Origin of the sequence: Pseudomonas sp. NPDC090208 (assembly GCF_044746785.1) — a bacterium.
Taxonomy (GTDB): Bacteria; Pseudomonadota; Gammaproteobacteria; order Pseudomonadales; family Pseudomonadaceae; genus Aquipseudomonas.
Window position 1 is genome coordinate 22,426 of the sequence record NZ_JBIVCU010000019.1, and the last position, 18,492, is coordinate 40,917.

The window sequence follows — 18,492 nt, forward strand, 5'->3', positions numbered from 1 at the left end:
CCGTTGTGTGCAACCCAAAGAAACCGTGATTCAGGTCCGTGGGCTGAGTAACCGTTTCGGGCCGCAGGTGGTCCACGAGCATCTGGACCTGGATCTGAATCGCGGCGAAATCCTCGCCGTGGTCGGCGGCTCGGGTACCGGTAAATCGGTGTTGCTGCGCAGTATCGTCGGCCTGCAACGCCCGGCCGCCGGGCATATCGAGGTGCTGGGCCAGAACCTGCTGAGTCTGCCGGACAAACAGCGTTCGCTGGTCGAACGGCGCTTCGGCGTGCTGTTTCAGAAAGGCGCGCTGTTTTCCTCGCTGACCATCTGCGAAAACGTTTCCTTGCCGCTGATCGAGCACGCCGGCCTGAGCCGCGAAGAGGCCGAGCATCTGGCGGGGATCAAGATGGCCCTGGCCGGTCTGCCGCTGTCGGCCGCGCACAAATACCCGGCCTCGCTGTCCGGCGGCATGATCAAGCGTGCCGCACTGGCCCGCGCTCTGGCGCTGGACCCGGACATTCTGTTTCTCGACGAACCCACCGCCGGTCTCGACCCGATTGGCGCCGGCGCCTTCGATCAACTGATCCTGACCCTGCGCGATGCGCTGGGCCTGAGCGTGTTTCTGGTCACCCACGACCTCGACACGCTGTACACCATCACCGACCGGGTCGCGGTGCTGGCGCAGAAGCGTGTGCTGGTGGCCGACACTATCGAAAAAGTGGCGGCCACCCACGACGCCTGGGTTCACGAATACTTTCACGGCCCGCGTGGCCGCTCGGCCTATGCCGCCGCCACGCAACCACACGAGGTCTCATGATGGAAACCCGCGCCCATCACATCCTGATCGGCCTGTTCACGGTGATCGTGGTCGCCGCCGCGCTGCTGTTCGGCCTGTGGCTGGCCAAATCCAGCGTCGATACCGCGTTCAAGGATTATCAGGTGGTGTTCAACGAAGCCGTGACCGGCCTGTCCCGTGGCAGCCCGGTGCAGTACAGCGGGATCAAGGTCGGTGACGTGGTGCAGTTGCGCCTCGACCCGCAGGACCCGCGCCGCGTGCTGGCGCAGATCCGCGTGACTGGCGAGACCCCGATCAAGCGCGACACCTTTGCCAAGCTGGCGCTCAACGGCATCACCGGCACATCGATCATCCAGCTCAGCGGCGGCACGCCACAAAGCGAAGAACTGAAAGGCGAGGACGGCAACCTGCCGGTGATCATCGCCTCGCCGTCGCCGATCTCGCGCCTGCTCAACGACAGCAACGACCTGATCACCGGGATCAACGTGTTTCTGCACAACGCCAACGAGCTCTTGTCGTCGAAAAACGTTCAGGCCCTGAGCAAGACCATGGAGAACCTGGAAAAGACCACGACGGTGATCGCCGACCAGCGCGATGACATCCGCCAGACCCTCAAGCAGCTGCTGGCGCTGAGCAAGCAGGCCAGTACCACGCTGGATCAGACCACCACGGCGATGCGCAACGCCAATACCCTGTTCACGGTCGACGGCAAACAGGCGATCGCCACCGGCCAGGCGGCCATGATCTCGCTGCAGCAGAGCACCGACACCATCAATCGCTTGATCAAAGACAACCAGGACTCGGTCAATGGCGGCATCCAGGGCTTGGGCGAACTGGGCCCGGCGATCCGCGAACTGCGTGAAACCCTGGCCTCGCTCAAGACCATCTCGCGCAGCCTGAATGCCAACCCCAGCGGCTACCTGCTCGGTAGCGACAAGAACAAGGAGTTCGAGCCATGAGGCTTGCCGGTCACCCCTTCACCCGTTTGCTGCTGACCAGCGCGCTATTGGCACTCGGCGCCTGCTCGATCCTGCCCAAACCGGAACCGTCGGACGTCTACCGCCTGCCCAGTGCCACCACCAGCCACAGCGCGGCGACAGCGGCGCCGTGGTCGTTGCGGGTGGTGCGGCCGAAATCCAGCGAGACGCTGGACAGCCCGCGCATCGCAGTCATTCCTCAAGGCGACGTGATCAGCAGCTACAAGGGCGCACGCTGGAGCGACCCGGCACCGACGCTGCTGCGCAACCGCCTGACCGACGCGTTCTACCGGGATGGCCGGGTGCAGTCGATCAGCACCGACGACAGCAATCTGCAGGCTGACTTTGAGCTGGGTGGCGAGTTACAGGCGTTTCAGAGTGAATACCGCGGGCAGGCCATCGAAGTGGTGATTCGCCTGGATGCGCGACTGGCCGACGATCGTCAGCGCATCGTCGCCAGCCGGCGCTTTGAAGTGCATCAGCCGGTTGCCGACAAACAGGTCGCTGCGGTGGTGGCAGGCTTTGGACAAGCCAGCGATACGCTGGCCGCCCAGGTGCTGCAATGGACCGTGGAGCAGGGTCAGCGGCGTTACAGTGCCGAGCCGAAGAACCAGTAGCAGACCGCGATGGCCGCGACCACGCCGGCCAGTTCCGCCAGCAGCGCGCAACCCACGGCGTGGCGTGCGCGCTGGATGCCGACCGCACCGAAGTACACCGCCAGCACATAGAAGGTGGTTTCGGTGCTGCCCTGGATCGTCGCCGCGACCAGCGCCGGGAAGCTGTCCACGCCTTGAGTCTTCATGGTTTCGATCAGCATGGCCCGCGCGGCGCTGCCGGAGAACGGCTTGACCAGCGCGGTCGGCAGGGCGTCGACGAAGCGGGTGTCCAGGCCGATCCAGTGCACCACGTGACGAATGCCTTCGAGGATCAGCTCCAGCGCGCCCGAGGCCCGCAACACGCCCACTGCACACAGCATCGCCACCAGATACGGCAGCAGGTTCTTCGCCACGTCGAAGCCTTCTTTGGCGCCTTCGACGAAGGTTTCGTACACCTTGACCTTGCGCAGCGCGCCGATCACCAGAAACAGAATGATCAGGCCGAACAGCGTGAGGTTGCCGAGGATCGACGACAGGTTGGCCAGTGCGGTCGCAGACAGGCCGGCGAGAATCGCCATGAAGCCGCCTAGCAGCAGCGCGCCGGGAATCAGATAAGCCAGCACCACCGGGTCCCACAGGCGCAGGCGCTGCATGAACGCCACCGATAGCAGGCCGACCAGGGTCGAGGCGCTGGTCGCCAGCAGGATCGGCAGGAACACCATGGTCGGGTCGACCGCACCTTGCTGGGCGCGGTACATGAAGATGGTCACCGGCAGCAGGGTCAGCGACGATGCGTTGAGCACCAGGAACAGGATCTGCGCGTTGCTGGCGACGGTCTGGCTGGGGTTGAGTTCCTGCAGCGAGCGCATGGCCTTGAGGCCGATGGGCGTGGCAGCGTTGTCCAGGCCCAGAGCGTTGGCCGCGAAGTTGAGGGTGATCAGGCCCAGCGCCGGATGGCCGCGCGGCACTTCGGGCATCAGACGGTGGAACAGCGGGGCGAGGACCTTGGCCAGCCAGTCGACGATGCCGGCCTTTTCGGCGATGTTGAGAAAGCCCAGCCACAGGGTCAGGGTGCCGAACAGCAGGACCATCACCTCCACCGACAGCTTGGCCATGGCGAAGATGCTTTCCACCATCGCGGCGAAGATCCCCGCGTTGCCACCCACCAGCCATTGCGCCAGCGCGGAAACCGCTGCCACCAGAAAGAAGCCAAGCCACAGGCCGTTGAGCATCAGTAAATCCCCTTGCGCGATGCGGGGATGATAGCGGCGGGGGGCGAAACAACAAGCCTTTGTATGCTCCCGCCCTCTGTAGGAGCTGGCTTGTCCTGCGACCTGGCGCGAAGCGGCAGTAAATTCAGCAAATGCGGTGTGTCAGTCAAATCGCGTGCTCAGCGTTTACGACGGGTTGCCCGCCGGTCGCAGGACAAGCCAGCTCCTACAAGGATCGCGTCGCCAAAAACAACAAACCCCGGACAAGGCCGGGGTTTGTGTTCAACGCATCAGGGCATCACTCGACGGTGGATTGACCCGATGGCAGAGATTCCTTGTTGCGGCCGCGAGGCAGCGAGTTCCAGTAGCGCTCACCCTTGGCATCGTCGTACATGCCTTCCCAACGGGCGATGACCAGTACCGCCAGGGCGTTGCCGATTACGTTCAGTGCGGTACGCGCCATGTCCATGATGCGGTCGACACCGGCGATGAAAGCCAGGCCTTCCAGCGGAATACCGACGCTGCCCAGGGTTGCCAGCAGCACCACGAAGGAAACGCCCGGCACACCGGCGATACCCTTGGAGGTGACCATCAGGGTCAGCACCAGCATGACCTGCTGACCAACCGACAGGTCGATGCCGTACAGCTGAGCGATGAACAGTGCAGCGATGCTCTGGTACAGGGTCGAACCGTCGAGGTTGAACGAGTAGCCGGTCGGCACCACGAAGCTGCTGATGGCTTTCGGCGCGCCGTAGGCTTCCATCTTCTCGATCACGCGCGGCAGCACGGTTTCCGAACTCGCGGTGGAGTAGGCCAGCACCAGCTCATCCTTGAAGATGCGCATCAGCTTGATCACCGAGAAGCCGAACAGGCGGGCAACAAGGCCCAGCACCACGAAGGCGAAGAAGGCGATGGCGACGTAAACCAGGATTACCAGCTTGGCCAGCGGCAGCAGCGAGGCGAAACCGAAGTTGGCGACGGTCACGGCGATCAGGGCAAACACGCCGATCGGGGCGTAGTTCATGATCATGTGAGTGACCTTGAACATGGTTTCCGAAACGCCCTGGAACACCTTCACCAGCGGCTCACGCACTTCGGCATTGAGGCTGGACAGACCCAGACCGAAGAACACCGAGAAGAAGATGATCGGCAGCATTTCACCACGGCTGATGGCGGCGAAGATGTTCGACGGAATCAGGTTGAGAATGGTGGCGATCAGCGCGTGGTCATGTTGCACCTCGGAGGTGGTCTTCTCGTAGGAGGAGATGTCCACGGTGCCCAGCGTGCTCATGTCGATGCCGGTGCCCGGGTGGAAAACGTTGGCCAGCAGCAGGCCGACCACGATGGCGATAGTGGTGACGATTTCGAAATAGATGATGGTCTTCAGACCGATGCGACCCAGTTTCTTCGCATCACCGACGCCGGCAATACCGACCACCAGCGACGAAATGACGATCGGGATCACGATCATCTTGATCAGACGGATGAAGATGTCGCCCGCGGGTTGCAGGATGTTGCTGATCCACCAGGCCTTCTCGGCGCTGAAGTGGTTGAGCAGGGCCCCGAGGGAGATACCCAGAATCAGACCGATCACGATCTGCCAGGCGAGGCTCAGTTTTGCCTTCTTCATGTCATTACCTTTGTTGTAGTTGGCATGGACACTTCCCATCGACGCTCTCGAGGTTGCTCTTGTGAAGCAGACTCGACACGTGGATGCCCTTGGAACTGTCCAGAAGGTCACCGCTAACGAGCGTCCGAGCTCTCGGCAGACGGAAAAAAGGCGCAACTATTCCGATGCAAGAGGCCAGCGTCTAATGCCATAACTGCCTACCTCATGCCGAATCGGCATGATGAAAGCCAAAGTGTCGGACAAAAACGCCCCAAAACGAGGCATTTCCAGAGGGCATTTTTACCTTGAGAGGTGGCTAAAACGTCGCTTGCAGCTCGACAGAGGTCGTTTTCAGCTACGCAAGTGACAAATCGGTCACACGGTGGCGAGAAGACCTTTTTCTGCGGAAAAATATCGATGTACGGTTTGCTGGAATTGCCATAGGTGACAAAAACGCCATCTCGTCAGCCTATATAAAGGAGGGAAACGCGAGGTTTGCGCGTCGCAAGCCCATTGTCTGAATGCGCCTTGGGCGGTCGAGACGATGGACTTGCGTTGCGGCTTGCCTGACCCGGCCCACGAATGGAGGCACTCCCTGTGCCCCTGGGACGCTGCGACCACTCCATTGGTCAGAACGCCCCGGCCCCTTGGTCACGCGCACACCGTCCTCGGGCTGCGCGGATGTCGGGAAGACCCCTGCAAGAATCGGTCTTCCGTCATTCGATTCAGTACCAGTTCGGATCTTTCTTCAGTTGCTGCTTCAATCGGAGGCCAGCCGTGCGTTGAACCGGGCCTGGCCGTCATTGCCTGTCAGGGCGACTGCACTGGCGCTGCTCGGCAGCGCCAGTGTCAGTGTGTGGAAATGCACACGGCCCATGGTCAACTCCGAGGGCGACGACCGAAGAAGAACGACACGACGAACATCACCAGGAACACAATAAAGAGAATCTTGGCGATACCCGTGGCGGTGCCTGCGATACCACCGAAGCCCAGGACGGCTGCGACGATGGCGATGATCAGAAATGTGATAGCCCAGCTCAACATGGTGATTCTCCTTACTGTTTTTAATTTCTAGCTATCGCCGGGTGTCGGGTTCGACCCTGGCGACAGATTGCGTTTTCAGTGCCGGTCTTTCAGGTGAGATGGCTCAGAAAACCCAACTCTGCTGGCGCGGTGCCTCGTCAATGGCAGCCGCAGCGTCTTCAACCGATTGCAGGCTCAGCGCAGTGTTCACGTTCGACAGGGCCGCCGCCCGGGCCAATGGCGCGCTGTGGCTCCAGGCGTGCTGAACCGGTGCAACCTCTTGAGCCTGATGCCAGTGATTGAACTGCTGAACCACAATTAACGTGACCAACAACGCCAGGCTGGCGAACAGGCCTTGCTGCACATGCAGAGGGGAGATACGCAGTCTGGCGAGAGGTTGAACGTTCATTCGGGTCGGCTCCTGTCCACCGGAGTGGCTGTCAATCTTGTTGGCGGCGATTCGCGCCTTTGTTGACAGGAACATTGCAGCAGCTGTGCCAGCTTTTTGATGCTGATAAAATCGTTTAAAAACAATGACTTATAAAACAGTGAAAGAAGCTTCTTACACGCAAGCTGCACGATTGAACATGGGGTATCGTGCGGATTGCACGATCGAAGCGGGCGTTATTTCCGATTCTGGCCAAACGCTGTGGGAGCCGGCTTGCTGGCGAATGCGTCAGGTCAGTCACCCACGATGGGGCTGAGCCACCGGGTTCGCCAGCAAGCCGGCTCCTACAAATGAGGCGATGTCTCAACATCACCCCGCACTGCGCGCCATCACCCGCAACGCATCGGCATCCACACCCTTGACTCCACGAATGTTTCGGGCGATTTCCACGGCCAGTTCCTTCTCGGCGTAGTTGGCGACCACGCCCTCCAGGCTGACCACGCCGGTCTTGGTCTGCACCTTTATATTCAGGCCATCGAGGGTGCGGCTGTAGATCAGGCTGGATTTGACCTTGCTGGTGACCCACGCATCGCTGAGTTCTTCGCGCACGCTGTCGGCGCTGGCCTGGTTCTGTTCCTTGATGGCCTGGGTATCACGGGCGCTGACGCTGATCAGGTTGTTCACCTCGGTCACACCGTCGGTGTTGCTTGCCAGCGTACCGGCCAGTTGCTTGGCGTCGGCATCCTTGGCCTGGCCCTTGAGCGTCACCACGCCCTGCACGGCGCTGACTTCAATGTTCAAGCCCTCAGTGACGCTGTTCCACAGCAGTTTGGATTTGATCGTCGCGGTCAGCGTCGCATCGTCGAAACGCTGGGCCATGTTGGTTTTGCTGCCGGGCTCGACGGCCACCTGCGGGTCGATCTCCAACTGGTTGTCGACCTTGTTGATGCCCTCGGTGTCACCGGCGATCTGCGCGGCCAGCTCCTTGTCGACCTGATTTTCCACCTTGCCCTTGAGTATCGCCGTGCCCTGTTCGACGTCGACGCTGATCTTGAACGGGCTCAGATGACGGTTCAGGGCAAAGGCCGTCCAGATCGAACCTTCCTGCCGCGCCTCGACCAACTGCGTCTGCAAGTCGCCCGACGCGGCCTGGGCCGGAGGCATGACGCCCAGCACGAGACCTGCAGCCACGGCCAGCGCGATGTTCTTCAACGGGTGCATGGAAAGCTCCTGTCATTTGCAATGGGTACAACAGGACAGACTTTGCATTTGCCCGGACGTTCGCCACCGCCCGCACACAGCGCCAGACAGACAGCGCCAGACAGACAGCGCCGCAGACACCGCGCGCCGCTGAAAGCCACGGCGCCTGCGTTTATTGGTTTTTTCCGCAGACAGCTACCATGCAGCTCGCCGAATCAATCAGAATGAACCATGCAACTTGCCCGATTTTTCCGGGACTAACCCAAGACCATTCATTTAGGAGCGTAGGAAAAATGGAAACAGCCACTGAGAATCAGGGCCGTATTCTGCTAGTGGATGATGAATCCGCCATCCTTCGCACCTTCCGTTATTGCCTGGAAGATGAGGGCTACAACGTCGCCACCGCCAGCAGCGCAGCGCAGGCCGAAGCCCTGTTGCAGCGTCAGGTGTTCGATGTCTGTTTCCTGGACCTGCGCCTTGGCGAGGACAACGGTCTGGACGTACTGGCGCAGATGCGTATTCAGGCGCCGTGGATGCGCGTGGTGATCGTCACCGCCCACTCGGCCGTGGACACCGCCGTGGACGCGATTCAGGCCGGTGCCGCCGATTACCTGGTCAAGCCGTGCAGTCCTGACCAGCTGCGTCTGGCCACCGCCAAGCAACTGGAAGTGCGACAACTGTCGGCGCGCCTGGAAGCGCTGGAAGGTGAAGTACGCAAACCCAAGGACGGTCTGGATTCCCACAGCCCGGCCATGATGGCGATTCTGGAAACCGCACGGCAGGTCGCCAACACCGACGCCAACATCCTCATTCTTGGCGAGTCCGGCACCGGTAAGGGTGAACTGGCGCGCGCCATTCACGGCTGGAGCAAGCGGGCGAAGAAAGCCTGCGTGACCATCAACTGCCCGTCGCTGACCGCCGAGCTGATGGAGAGCGAGCTGTTCGGCCACAGCCGTGGCGCCTTCACCGGTGCCAGCGAAAGCACGCTGGGCCGGGTCAATCAGGCCGACGGCGGCACGCTGTTCCTCGACGAGATCGGCGACTTCCCGCTGACCCTGCAACCCAAGCTGCTGCGCTTTATTCAGGACAAGGAATACGAGCGGGTCGGCGACCCGGTGACTCGCCGTGCCGACGTGCGCATCCTCGCCGCCACCAACCTCAACCTTGAGGACATGGTCCGCGAAGGGCGTTTCCGCGAGGATCTGCTGTACCGCCTCAACGTCATCACCCTGCACCTGCCGGCCCTGCGCGAACGCAGCGAGGACATCATGACCCTCGCCGACCGCTTTCTGGCGCGCTTCGTCAAGGAATACGGGCGACCTGCCCGAGGCTTCAGCGACGAAGCCCGCAACGCGCTGCTCAACTATCGCTGGCCTGGCAACATCCGCGAACTGCGCAACGTGATCGAACGGGCGAGCATCATTTGCGCCCAGGAAAAGGTCGAAATCAGCCACCTGGGCATGGCCGAGCAGCCGACCAACAACGCCCCGCGCGTCGGTGCGGCACTGAGCCTGGACGAACTGGAGAAAGCTCACATCGGCGCCGTACTGGCGACCAGCGACACCCTCGATCAGGCGGCTCGCACGCTGGGCATCGACGCCTCGACGCTGTATCGCAAGCGCAAGCAATACAACCTGTGAGCCGCCCATGAAGCTGGCGATGAAACTGCGTACCCGCCTGTTCCTCAGCATTTCGGCGCTGATCACCGTCGCCTTGCTGGGGCTGTTGCTGGGGCTGGTCAGCGTCATGCAAATGGCGCGCTCCCAGGAGTCGCTGATTCATCACAACTTCGTCACCCTGGATATCGGCCTCAAGCTGCGGCAGAACCTCGGCGATCAGCTGGTGATGCTGCTCAAGGACCAGCCGGATCAGGCGGCGTTACAGGACGATCAGACCGAGTTCCAGGAACTGCTCGCCCAAGGCATCGACCACGATCTGCAGAACCACAGCCAGAGCGGCTTCGAGCAGACGCGGCTGAATTACCAGCAGTTCCTTCAGGCGCTGAGCCAGGCCGGCAACACTGACAACGCCATCAGCGACGACAAGGCCGTCGCCGAATCCTTCAATGCCGTACGCAACGGCCTGCTCAATGCCCATCGTCAGGCACTGGAAAACATCAGTGAAGCCGAAAGCGCCTCGCGCACTCGCGCGTTGTGGATCGCCGCGCTGCTGGGGTTGGTCGGGCTGGCGGTGCTGGTCATCGGCTTCATCACCGCCCATGGCATCGCCCGACGATTCGGCGGGCCTATCGAGGCGCTGGCGAAGGCCGCCGACAATATCGGCCAGGGCAACTTCGACGTGACCCTGCCGATTTCCTCGGCGACGGAAGTGAACCAGCTGACCCGCCGCTTCGGCATCATGGCCGAAGCGCTGCGCCAGCATCAGGTGACCAATGTCGATGAACTGCTGGCCGGGCAGCAGCGCCTGCAAGCGGTGCTGGACAGCATCGACGACGGTTTGCTGATGATCGACCGCCAGGGTCGGCTGGAACACTTGAACCCGGTGGCGCAGCGCCAACTGGGTTGGGACGAGGACCGTCTCGGCCAAGGGCTCGGCGAAGCGTTGCAACGCCTGGAGCTGGATGACCAGCTGCACCTGGTGCTGCGCGGCGGCACCCTGGAACGGGCGCCGGAAGACCTGTCCATCGACATCGACGGCGAAACCCGTCTGCTGACCTACAGCCTGACCCCGGTCAGCCACACCAAGGGCCATATCCTCGGCGCGGTGATGGTGCTGCACGATGTGACCGAGCAGCGGGCGTTCGAGCGGGTGCGCAGCGAGTTCGTGCTACGTGCCTCCCACGAACTGCGCACGCCGGTCACCGGCATGCACATGGCGTTCGGCCTGCTGCGTGAGCGCGTGGACTTTCCGGCGGATTCACGGGAAATGGACCTGCTCGACACGGTCAACGAAGAGATGCAGCGCTTGATGCAGTTGATCAACGACCTGCTGAATTTTTCCCGGTACCAGAACGGCCTGCAAAAACTCACGCTGGCCCCGTGCGATGTCAGCGAATTGCTCAACACCGCCCGGGACCGCTTTGCCGATGCAGCGCTGGAGCACGACGTGATGGTCCAGCTCGACATGCAGGAACCGCTGCCGCGCCTGCAGGCGGACAAGGCGCAACTGGATCGGGTGCTGGACAACCTGCTGGACAACGCCCTGCGCCACACCCCGCAATCCGGGCTGATCCGTTTGCAGGCGCGGCGTCATGGCGAACGGCTGATCATCAGTGTCGAAGACAACGGCGAGGGTATCGCCTACGGCCAGCAGGCGCGGATCTTCGAACCGTTCGTGCAGGTCGGCCGCAAGAAAGGCGGCGCCGGGCTGGGTCTGGCGCTGTGCAAGGAAATCGTCCAGCTGCACGGCGGCCGCATGGGGGTTTATTCAAGGCCGGGGCAGGGCACGCAGTTCTATATGGCGTTGCCGTTGTAACACCCTATGAATCTCACGCCCTGTGCAAAAACCTGTGGGAGGGAGCCCTGCTCGCGAATGCGTTTTGTCTGCCAATACAGCATCGACTGAAATGACGCTTTCGCGAGCAGGGCTCCCTCCCACAGGTCAAGCGACCGACAGGCCGGCGGCAGCGGTAATCAATCCGACGTCACCGGCAAAACGGTTCACGCCACATCATCCGCCCGCCGTCCGCCGCTGCGTCTGCCGCCGGTGATCAGCTCGGTGAATTTGGCCGCGCTCAAAGGCCGGGCGAACAGCCAGCCCTGGCCGTAGATGACGCCTTCACTCTTGAGCAGCAAGGCCTGGGACTCGAACTCGATGCCCTCGGCGATCACCCGCAGCTCCAGCGCGTGGGCCATGCGAATGATGTGCGGCGCAACACCGCTGCTGGCGGCGTCATGGCCCAGGGCGTCGATGAAGGCCTTGTCGATCTTAAGGCAGTCCACCGGCAGGGTCTGTAGATAAGCGAGGCTGCAATAACCGGTGCCGAAGTCATCAATCAGCACCTGATGGCCGCGATCCCGCAGCGCCTGCAAGTGGTTGCGCGCCACCACCACATCGACCAGCCCGCGCTCGGTGACTTCAAACGCAATCTGCCGTGGCGCAACCCGATGCTGGGCCAACAGCTTGGCGGTGACCCGGCCAATACGCGGCGCCATCACGTCGCAAGCGGCCAGGTTGACCGACACGTAGAGATGCGGGTTGGCGCGCAGCACATGGCCCAACTGCTCCAGCAATTGCTGCAGCACGAAATCGGTGATTTGGCGGATTTGACCGGTGTTTTCAGCGAGCGGAATGAACAGGTCGGGGCTGGTCAGCGTGCCGTCGGGTCGTCGCCAGCGCACCAGCGCCTCAGCGCCGACACACAAACGGGTGTTGAGATCAAAGATCGGTTGATACAGCACTTTCAGCTCGCCACGGCGCAACGCCCCGTGCAGCTCGCCACCCAGCGACTGGCGCTGCCGGACCAGTTGCAGGACCAGAACGCCGATGCACAACGACACCAGCACACTGGCCGGCACCAGCAGCCACCAGGCGCCGGTGATCTTTTCCTGCAAACCGCTGCGCGGGGTGATCAGCACCAACTGGTATTCAGGGCTTTGCGTCGGCATCCGATAGATCAGCTTGTCCTGCGTGGTGATCAGCGACTGCACCGAAGTCTGGGTCCAGTCTGGGGTCGGCGGCCACATCTGGGTCGGGCCGAGCACCGGAATCGCCTTGGTGCCCTGATCCAGCACCACCACCAGGCTGCCGCCGGGCGGCAGGTCGACCACGTCAGTGAGGTGCCCTCGCGAGGTCGACACCCGAAACTCGCCACGGCCCAGCATCAGCGAGGCCAGGTTGTCGTCGGGCTGGGTCGAGGTGTTGAGCCAGTAATCGTAGGTCGGCCCACGAATGTCCGGCGCCCGCGGCTTGCCGATCATGCTCTGGCGGGTCCAGCTGGAACAGAACTGTGAGTCGTCTACATAGGCGGCTTCATAAATGAAGCGGTATCGCGAGTTGGTCTGGCGCAGTTGCTCGATCATCTGCGGGCTGCAACCGCGCAGGGGCTGCGCTTCAAGCTGGTCAAGACCGGCGCGCAACTGGCCGAACAGCTGTTCCAGACGCACCAGAAAGCGCTCGCCCTGAGCATTCATCTGCGCGCTCTCTTCCTGTCGGGCCTGGTGGATGGCCAGTCCGAAACTGCACGCCAACAGGACGACCGCACTCAACAACGCGGCCAGCAAAGCCAGGAGCGAAGGGCGATAAAGGAAAGAGCGCAACTGCGGTGTCGCCGTGAACATCGGTTGATATCCGGATGAATACCAGTGAGGTATAGCAACAAGCGCGCAAATAGCCCGATAAAAACCGATGTGACGGGTACTTTAGTGCCTGAGGTTGAGTACCTGAAGGATAGCCGCACTTTGCAGGTCGGGTTCGCCGTCGAATTTCTGCGGGCGGTAGTGCATCTGGAACGCCGCGATCACATGGCGCGTGGCGATATCCAGTTCACCCGTTTGCGGAGTGGGGTAACCCAAAAGGGCCAGTTGTTGCTGGAACCAGATGATGCTCGGCACCACGCCCATCATCTGCGCCTGACGCTGCGCCACCTGTTGCTCGTCGGGCCAGATGCCCAGACCTTCCTGGGCCAGGCGCTTCCATGGGAACAGCGGACCCGGATCGAGTTTGCGCAGCGGCGCGATGTCGCTGTGGCCGATGACATGACGCGGCTCGATGTTGTTGCGTTTGACGATGTCCTTGAGCAGCACGATCAGCGATTGCACCTGCGCTTCGCTGAAGGGATACCAGAGGCGCCCGGTCGGGGTGTCGCGGTAGCCCGGGTTGACGATCTCGATGCCGATGCTGCTGGAGTTGAGCCAGGTGCGGCCGTCCCATTCGCTTTCGCCGGCATGCCAGGCGCGACGGTTTTCATCGACCAGTTTGTAGATGGTCGCCGGGCCGTCGCCGATCAGATAGTGGGCGCTGACTTCACCGTGGGTCAGCAGCGCCAGCGAACGCTCCAGCGACGCGTTGGTGTAATGCACCACCACGAACTGCACGCGGCTGTCCTGGTTGGCGGAAGGGTGGCTGGTGTCGTAGGTCGGTCCGCTGGAGCAGGCAGCCAGCAGCAGGACCGAACAGAGTGCGAAAAAAGACTTCATGGCAGCAGAACACAGAGGCAAGTAATGCAACAGTGTAACGTAACACCGCCGACTCAGCCTTGTTCGATACGATTACGCCCCAGATCCTTGGCCCGATACAGCGCCTGATCCGCACGCTTGAGCACCAGATCGCTGCGCTCGCCGACACGGAACGTGGTGATGCCCATGGACACGGTGATGGTCACCGGCTCGCCCTTGAAGTGGAACGGGCACTGCTCGATGGCCACCCGCAGCCGCTCCAGCAGCGCCAGACCTTCCGCCATCTGGGTGTGCGGGAGCAGGAACACGAACTCTTCGCCGCCAAAACGGGCCATGAAATCCGACGGCCGCAGACGCTTCTTCAGTTGCGCGGCAATGATCTTCAGCACCTTGTCGCCGGCCAGATGGCCGTAGCCGTCGTTGATGCGCTTGAAGTGGTCGAGATCGAGAATACCCAGCAACAGGCTGGCGTGGGTCTTTTGCAGGTGCTCGATTTCCTGATCCAGCCGCTCGTTCCACGCCGCACGGTTGGGCAGGCCGGTGAGGGGATCGATCAAGGCTTTCTGCCGCTGCTCCTCCAGGTGGGCACGGAAACCCAGAGCCTCCTGTTCCATGGTCGCAACCCGCCCCGCCAGCGCCTGCAACCTCGACGCGACTTCCTGCTCGCGCTGGTCACGCTGTTTCTGGTGCGCGTCCAGGGTGCCAAGCAAACCCTCCATGCGGCTTTCCAGAATGTTTTTCAGGCTGTTCAGGTCAGCGGCTTCCTGCACGCTGGTCTGCAAGCCGTCGACATGTTCGCGAAGTTGGTCGTCCAGTTGCCGGGACATGGATTGCTGATCGGCGTGGTCGTCGCTGGCGGCCTGCAGGTTGCTCTGGAAAGCGGCCAGTCGTTCGTTCAGTTGTTGCAGGTAACGCTCGAACTCATGCTGACCGCTGTCGGTGATGGCCAGCATCAGCACCGCCAGATCGTCGAGGATCGGCAGCAGTTCGTACCAGTTCAGGCCATGTCGCAACCGCGCGCGCATGGCTTCGGCTTGCGGACGATGGTGTTCGGGCAGGGTCAGGTCGTCGAGCAGACCGAGCAGGGTTTCTTCGATATGCGCGGCGACAGAGCTGTAGCTGGGCTCCGGAGAGGACGGCAGGGCGTAGGGGCCGTCTTCTTCGATACTTTCTGCTTCGACGTCTGCTTCACCTTCGACAGCCTCATCGGCACTGGCGTCATCTTCGGCAGTTTCGGCTTCAGCGCTGTGAGGCTCGGCGGCAATCTCTTCGAACGCGTGCAGTTCAGGCTCAGGGGTAAGCTGATCAGGGTCGATGGCGGTGTCGGCGTGCGGCTCGACGAGCGTTTCGGCTTCAATCTCTACGACATCGGGCTCGGATTGCGGCGTGACTGCATCTTTTTGTGCCGGCTCGGTCGATGCTTCCTGGGTCGCTGTTGCCTCGGCCTCGACGATCGCGGCAGGTTGTACCTCGACCTCCTGCGCTGTCGGCAACTCGACGGGAGCAGGCGCCCTGGCCGGTTCGACGGATGGCTTTTCCTGTGCCGCAGCGGGCTCCGGTGTAGGCACCTGTTGAGGCGCCGGCTTTTCAACAACCGGCGCCTCGGCAGGGGTCACGACAGCTGGCCGCTCCACAGCCGGAGCCGCCTCGACCGCTGGCTTGGGGCTTTCCACAACGGTTGGCTGTGCCGCTGGAGCAGCCTGTAACTCGGCGCCGTCAGCCTCGTCGCGATGGCCGAACAGGCGTTGCAGGAAGCCAGGACGAGCGGCGGCTTCCGGGGTGTCCAACTGCGACAATGCCTGACTCTGCAGGCCGCTCAATTCGCTCAGCAGCAGTGGCATTTCCCGGGCCTGGGTCACGCGGTCTTCCAGGCTCTTGGCGAAACGCTTGAGCGGCTTGCTGACTTCCCGGGGCAGCGGCAAGGCCTGCAACTGCGTCACCAGCGCCGTGAGCGCCGTGCCCATCTGTTCGATACGCTGTTCGCGGCGCTGCTCGGAATCCAGCACGGCCTTTTCCAGACGCGGGATCAAGGCCGCCAGACCGGCGTCCATGTCGTCCTTGCGGACGATTTCGCGCATTTCCTTCATGCACTGATCGACCGCCTTGTCCGCCCCCTCGGCCGCCAGGCTGCTGCGCACCAGACCGCGACGGAGCAAATCCAGACGCGCATTCCAGCGCTTCTCGAGTTTGTCCTGCTGCTCGATGCTCTTGAGGTATTTTTCTTTCCAGCGTTGGGCTTCGTCGCTCATTCCGAGGGTCCGCGAGGAGATGTGCTTGTTATCGGCAGCGAGTCGCCAATTAATGAGGCCGGCAAGCGAATCTCCACCGCAACCGGCAGATGATCGGAAATGGGCTGAGCCAGCACCTGGACTTTCTCCAGCGTCAGGCTCGGACTGAGCAGAATGTGGTCCAGACAGCGCTGCGGGCGCCAGCTGGGGAAGGTCGCTTCGATCTGCGGCGCCAACAGGCCGAGGTCGCGCAGCGGCGAATGTTCCAGCAGGTCGGAAGCGTGGGTGTTCATGTCGCCCATCAGCACCTGATGCCGATAGCCGCCGATCAGCTCGCGGATATAGGCCAGCTGCCGGGTGCGGGTGCGTGCGCCCAGCGCCAGGTGCATGACCACCACGACCAATGCGTCTTCACCTTCACCGAAACGGACCAGAATGGCGCCGCGACCTGCCGGCCCCGGCAACGGATGATCTTCGATGTCCCACGGGCGCAGACGGCTGAGCACGCCATTGCTGTGCTGGGCGAAGCGACCGAGGTTGCGATTGAGTTGCTGATGCCAGTACGGAAAGGAACCGAGCTGGGCGAGATGTTCGACCTGATTGACGAAGCCGGACCTGAGGCTGCCGCCATCGACTTCCTGCAAAGCGACCAGATCGTAGTCGCCCAGCAGGTTGCCGATCTTTTGCAGATTGCCGGCCCGCCCGGTGTGCGGCAGCAAGTGCTGCCAGCCACGGGTCAGGTAGTGTCGGTAGCGCTCAGTGCTGATACCGACCTGAATATTGAAGCTGAGCAGGCGTAGCCGACCATCGGCCGGCAGGCCTGTTTTCTGAAGGTGACGCTCGTTGACCTTCGGCGTGTGCCGGGCAACGACGCGTTCAGTACCCCAGCGCGCCATGGTCGACGCTTACTTGGCAGCCAGTGCCGCACGTTCCTTGGCGATCAGTTGATCGGCCACTTGCAGCGTCTGCTCCGGACCACCGGCAGAGCCCAGGTCGAAGCGGTATTTGCCGCCGACGATCATGGTTGGAACGCCATTGATCTCATACTTCTTGGCCAGTTCCTTGTACTGGGCGATCTTGCCCTTCACAGCGAACGAGTCGAAGGTTTCGAGGAACTTGGTCTTGTCGACGCCCTGAGTGGCGACAAAGTCAGCCATGTCATTCTTGTCGGTCAGACGCTTGCCGCCTTTCTGGATGGCATCGAACACGGCAGTGTGGACCTTCTTCTCGACGCCCATGGTGTCGAGGGTGATGAACAGTTGGCCGTGGGCATCCCATGGGCCGCCGAACATGGCAGGCACACGGACGAAGTGCACGTCAGCCGGCAGCTTTTCGACCCAAGGGTTGATGGTCGGCTCGAACGCATAGCAGTGCGGGCAGCCATACCAGAACATTTCGACGACTTCGATCTTGCCGGGTTCGGACACCGGAACGGCGCTGCTCAGCTCGACGTATTGCTTGCCGGCTTCGATCGGTTCGGCAGCTTGGGCGGTCAGACCGAACAGGCTGGTCAACACCAGAGCGGCGCTGATAATCAGATTACGCATGCTTGACTCCTGGGCATGAAAAGTCACCTCGATGGCCGCTGTTGGACCGAACGGGGTGAAGTGAGTTCGCAAGTGTAACGCTTGCGCGCACAAAAAAGGGCAGCCGTTCGCTACCCTTTTTCGCCCGCCGAAGACAGAAACATGTACAAACATTTCTGCGCGCAAAACCTTCTGGTTCAAGCCTTTCAGCGTTAACCCATACTTAATGCAGACCCTGTATGTAGGCCGCCAGCGCGTCGATATCCTTGTTGCTGAGCTTCGATGCGATGGTGCGCATGACCATGGTGTCACCGTCGTTGGTGCGGTCGCCTTCACGGAACGCGGTGAGCTGCTTTTTCACGTAATCGGCATGCTGGCCACCCAGATGCGGGAAGCCGGCGGCGGCGTTGCCGGCACCGTTGGGCGAATGGCAACCGGTGCAGGCCGGCATGCCCTGATCGAGCTTGCCGCCCCGGAACAGCGACTCACCGCGAGCCACCAGATTCGGGTCGGCTGCACCGACGCTACCTTTCTGGCTGGAGAAATACGCCGCGATATCGGCCAGATCCTGTTCGTTGAGGTTGTTGAGCAGGCCGGTCATTTCCAGCACGACGCGCTTGCCGTCCTTGATCTCGTGCAGTTGCTTGAGCAGATAACGCTGGCCTTGCCCGGCCAGTTTCGGAAAATTGGGCGCCATGCTGTTGCCGTCCGGTCCGTGGCAGGCCCCACAGACAGCAGTCTTCGCCTGTCCGGCTGCGGCGTCTCCCACCACCGCATCGGCGGCCTGCGCCGCGCCGGAAATGCCCAAGGTCAACAGCAGGCCCACCAGTATTTTGTTCATCGGCTCATCCAATCACGGCTAAAAGTGAAAAGTTAATA

The 18,492-nt window shown here is 61.9% G+C and carries 16 protein-coding genes; 5 read left to right on the plus strand and 11 right to left on the minus strand.

Going from position 1 to position 18,492, the window contains the following annotated elements:
• Window positions 1-7 precede the first annotated feature (7 nt).
• Genes ACIPL0_RS25490 through ACIPL0_RS25500 form a run of 3 tightly spaced genes read left to right on the plus strand, consistent with a single transcriptional unit; the run spans window position 8 to window position 2,372 of the window.
• Entirely contained in the window at window positions 8-799 is a 792-nt protein-coding gene (locus tag ACIPL0_RS25490; protein ID WP_400600999.1) for an ABC transporter ATP-binding protein, read from the plus strand.
• Window positions 799-1,737, plus strand: a complete 939-nt coding sequence (locus ACIPL0_RS25495; protein ID WP_400600997.1) for an MlaD family protein — start codon at window positions 799-801, stop codon at window positions 1,735-1,737. The genes ACIPL0_RS25490 and ACIPL0_RS25495 overlap by 1 nt, the downstream gene beginning before the upstream one ends.
• On the plus strand, window positions 1,734-2,372 hold the full coding sequence (locus ACIPL0_RS25500; protein ID WP_400600961.1) for an ABC-type transport auxiliary lipoprotein family protein: 639 nt from the start codon (window positions 1,734-1,736) through the stop codon (window positions 2,370-2,372). The genes ACIPL0_RS25495 and ACIPL0_RS25500 overlap by 4 nt, the downstream gene beginning before the upstream one ends.
• Here the strand turns inward: ACIPL0_RS25500 and ACIPL0_RS25505 are convergent.
• From ACIPL0_RS25505 to ACIPL0_RS25525, 5 genes are all read right to left on the minus strand, one after another.
• A complete protein-coding gene (locus ACIPL0_RS25505) occupies window positions 2,345-3,583 on the minus strand; it encodes a nucleoside recognition domain-containing protein (RefSeq protein ID WP_400600959.1) in 1,239 nt (412 codons plus the stop codon). The two genes, ACIPL0_RS25500 and ACIPL0_RS25505, sit on opposite strands and share 28 nt — an antisense overlap.
• Before the next feature lie 277 nt (window positions 3,584-3,860).
• Complete coding sequence (gltP, locus tag ACIPL0_RS25510) at window positions 3,861-5,192, minus strand: glutamate/aspartate:proton symporter GltP (protein ID WP_400600957.1); 1,332 nt, start codon at window positions 5,190-5,192, stop codon at window positions 3,861-3,863.
• An 858-nt stretch (window positions 5,193-6,050) separates the two neighbouring features.
• On the minus strand, window positions 6,051-6,215 hold the full coding sequence (locus tag ACIPL0_RS25515) for a DUF1328 domain-containing protein (RefSeq protein ID WP_400600956.1): 165 nt from the start codon (window positions 6,213-6,215) through the stop codon (window positions 6,051-6,053).
• A gap of 103 nt (window positions 6,216-6,318) precedes the next feature.
• Window positions 6,319-6,603: a hypothetical protein gene (locus ACIPL0_RS25520; protein WP_400600954.1), complete on the minus strand. Its 285-nt coding sequence runs from the start codon at window positions 6,601-6,603 to the stop codon at window positions 6,319-6,321.
• A gap of 348 nt (window positions 6,604-6,951) precedes the next feature.
• The gene (locus ACIPL0_RS25525) at window positions 6,952-7,803 is read right to left on the minus strand and encodes a BON domain-containing protein (RefSeq protein ID WP_400600952.1); all 852 of its coding nucleotides are present in this window, start codon (window positions 7,801-7,803) and stop codon (window positions 6,952-6,954) included.
• A 272-nt stretch (window positions 7,804-8,075) separates the two neighbouring features.
• Here ACIPL0_RS25525 and algB point away from each other — a divergent pair, with 272 nt between their 5' ends.
• Both algB and ACIPL0_RS25535 read left to right on the plus strand, forming a co-directional pair.
• Window positions 8,076-9,422, plus strand: coding sequence for a sigma-54-dependent response regulator transcription factor AlgB (gene algB, locus ACIPL0_RS25530; RefSeq protein WP_400600950.1), 1,347 nt, complete (start codon window positions 8,076-8,078; stop codon window positions 9,420-9,422).
• 7 nt (window positions 9,423-9,429) lie between these two features.
• Window positions 9,430-11,217, plus strand: coding sequence for a KinB sensor domain-containing domain (locus ACIPL0_RS25535; protein ID WP_400600949.1), 1,788 nt, complete (start codon window positions 9,430-9,432; stop codon window positions 11,215-11,217).
• Window positions 11,218-11,402: 185 nt separating this feature from the next.
• Here the strand turns inward: ACIPL0_RS25535 and ACIPL0_RS25540 are convergent, their stop codons facing one another.
• From ACIPL0_RS25540 to ACIPL0_RS25565, 6 genes are all read right to left on the minus strand, one after another.
• Window positions 11,403-13,022 (minus strand): EAL domain-containing protein, encoded by a 1,620-nt coding sequence (locus ACIPL0_RS25540; protein WP_400600947.1) that lies wholly within the window; start codon window positions 13,020-13,022, stop codon window positions 11,403-11,405.
• Between the two features lie 81 nt (window positions 13,023-13,103).
• A complete protein-coding gene (locus tag ACIPL0_RS25545; RefSeq protein WP_400600946.1) occupies window positions 13,104-13,880 on the minus strand; it encodes an N-acetylmuramoyl-L-alanine amidase in 777 nt (258 codons plus the stop codon).
• A 53-nt stretch (window positions 13,881-13,933) separates the two neighbouring features.
• On the minus strand, window positions 13,934-16,108 hold the full coding sequence (locus tag ACIPL0_RS25550) for a diguanylate cyclase (RefSeq protein ID WP_400600944.1): 2,175 nt from the start codon (window positions 16,106-16,108) through the stop codon (window positions 13,934-13,936).
• Entirely contained in the window at window positions 16,105-16,983 is an 879-nt protein-coding gene (locus ACIPL0_RS25555; protein ID WP_400600942.1) for an endonuclease/exonuclease/phosphatase family protein, read from the minus strand. Before ACIPL0_RS25555 ends, ACIPL0_RS25550 begins: the two co-directional genes overlap by 4 nt.
• A 9-nt stretch (window positions 16,984-16,992) precedes the next feature.
• A complete protein-coding gene (locus ACIPL0_RS25560; protein WP_400600940.1) occupies window positions 16,993-17,634 on the minus strand; it encodes a thiol:disulfide interchange protein DsbA/DsbL in 642 nt (213 codons plus the stop codon).
• A 202-nt stretch (window positions 17,635-17,836) separates the two neighbouring features.
• Complete coding sequence (locus ACIPL0_RS25565) at window positions 17,837-18,454, minus strand: c-type cytochrome (protein WP_400600938.1); 618 nt, start codon at window positions 18,452-18,454, stop codon at window positions 17,837-17,839.
• Window positions 18,455-18,492: the final 38 nt, after the last annotated feature.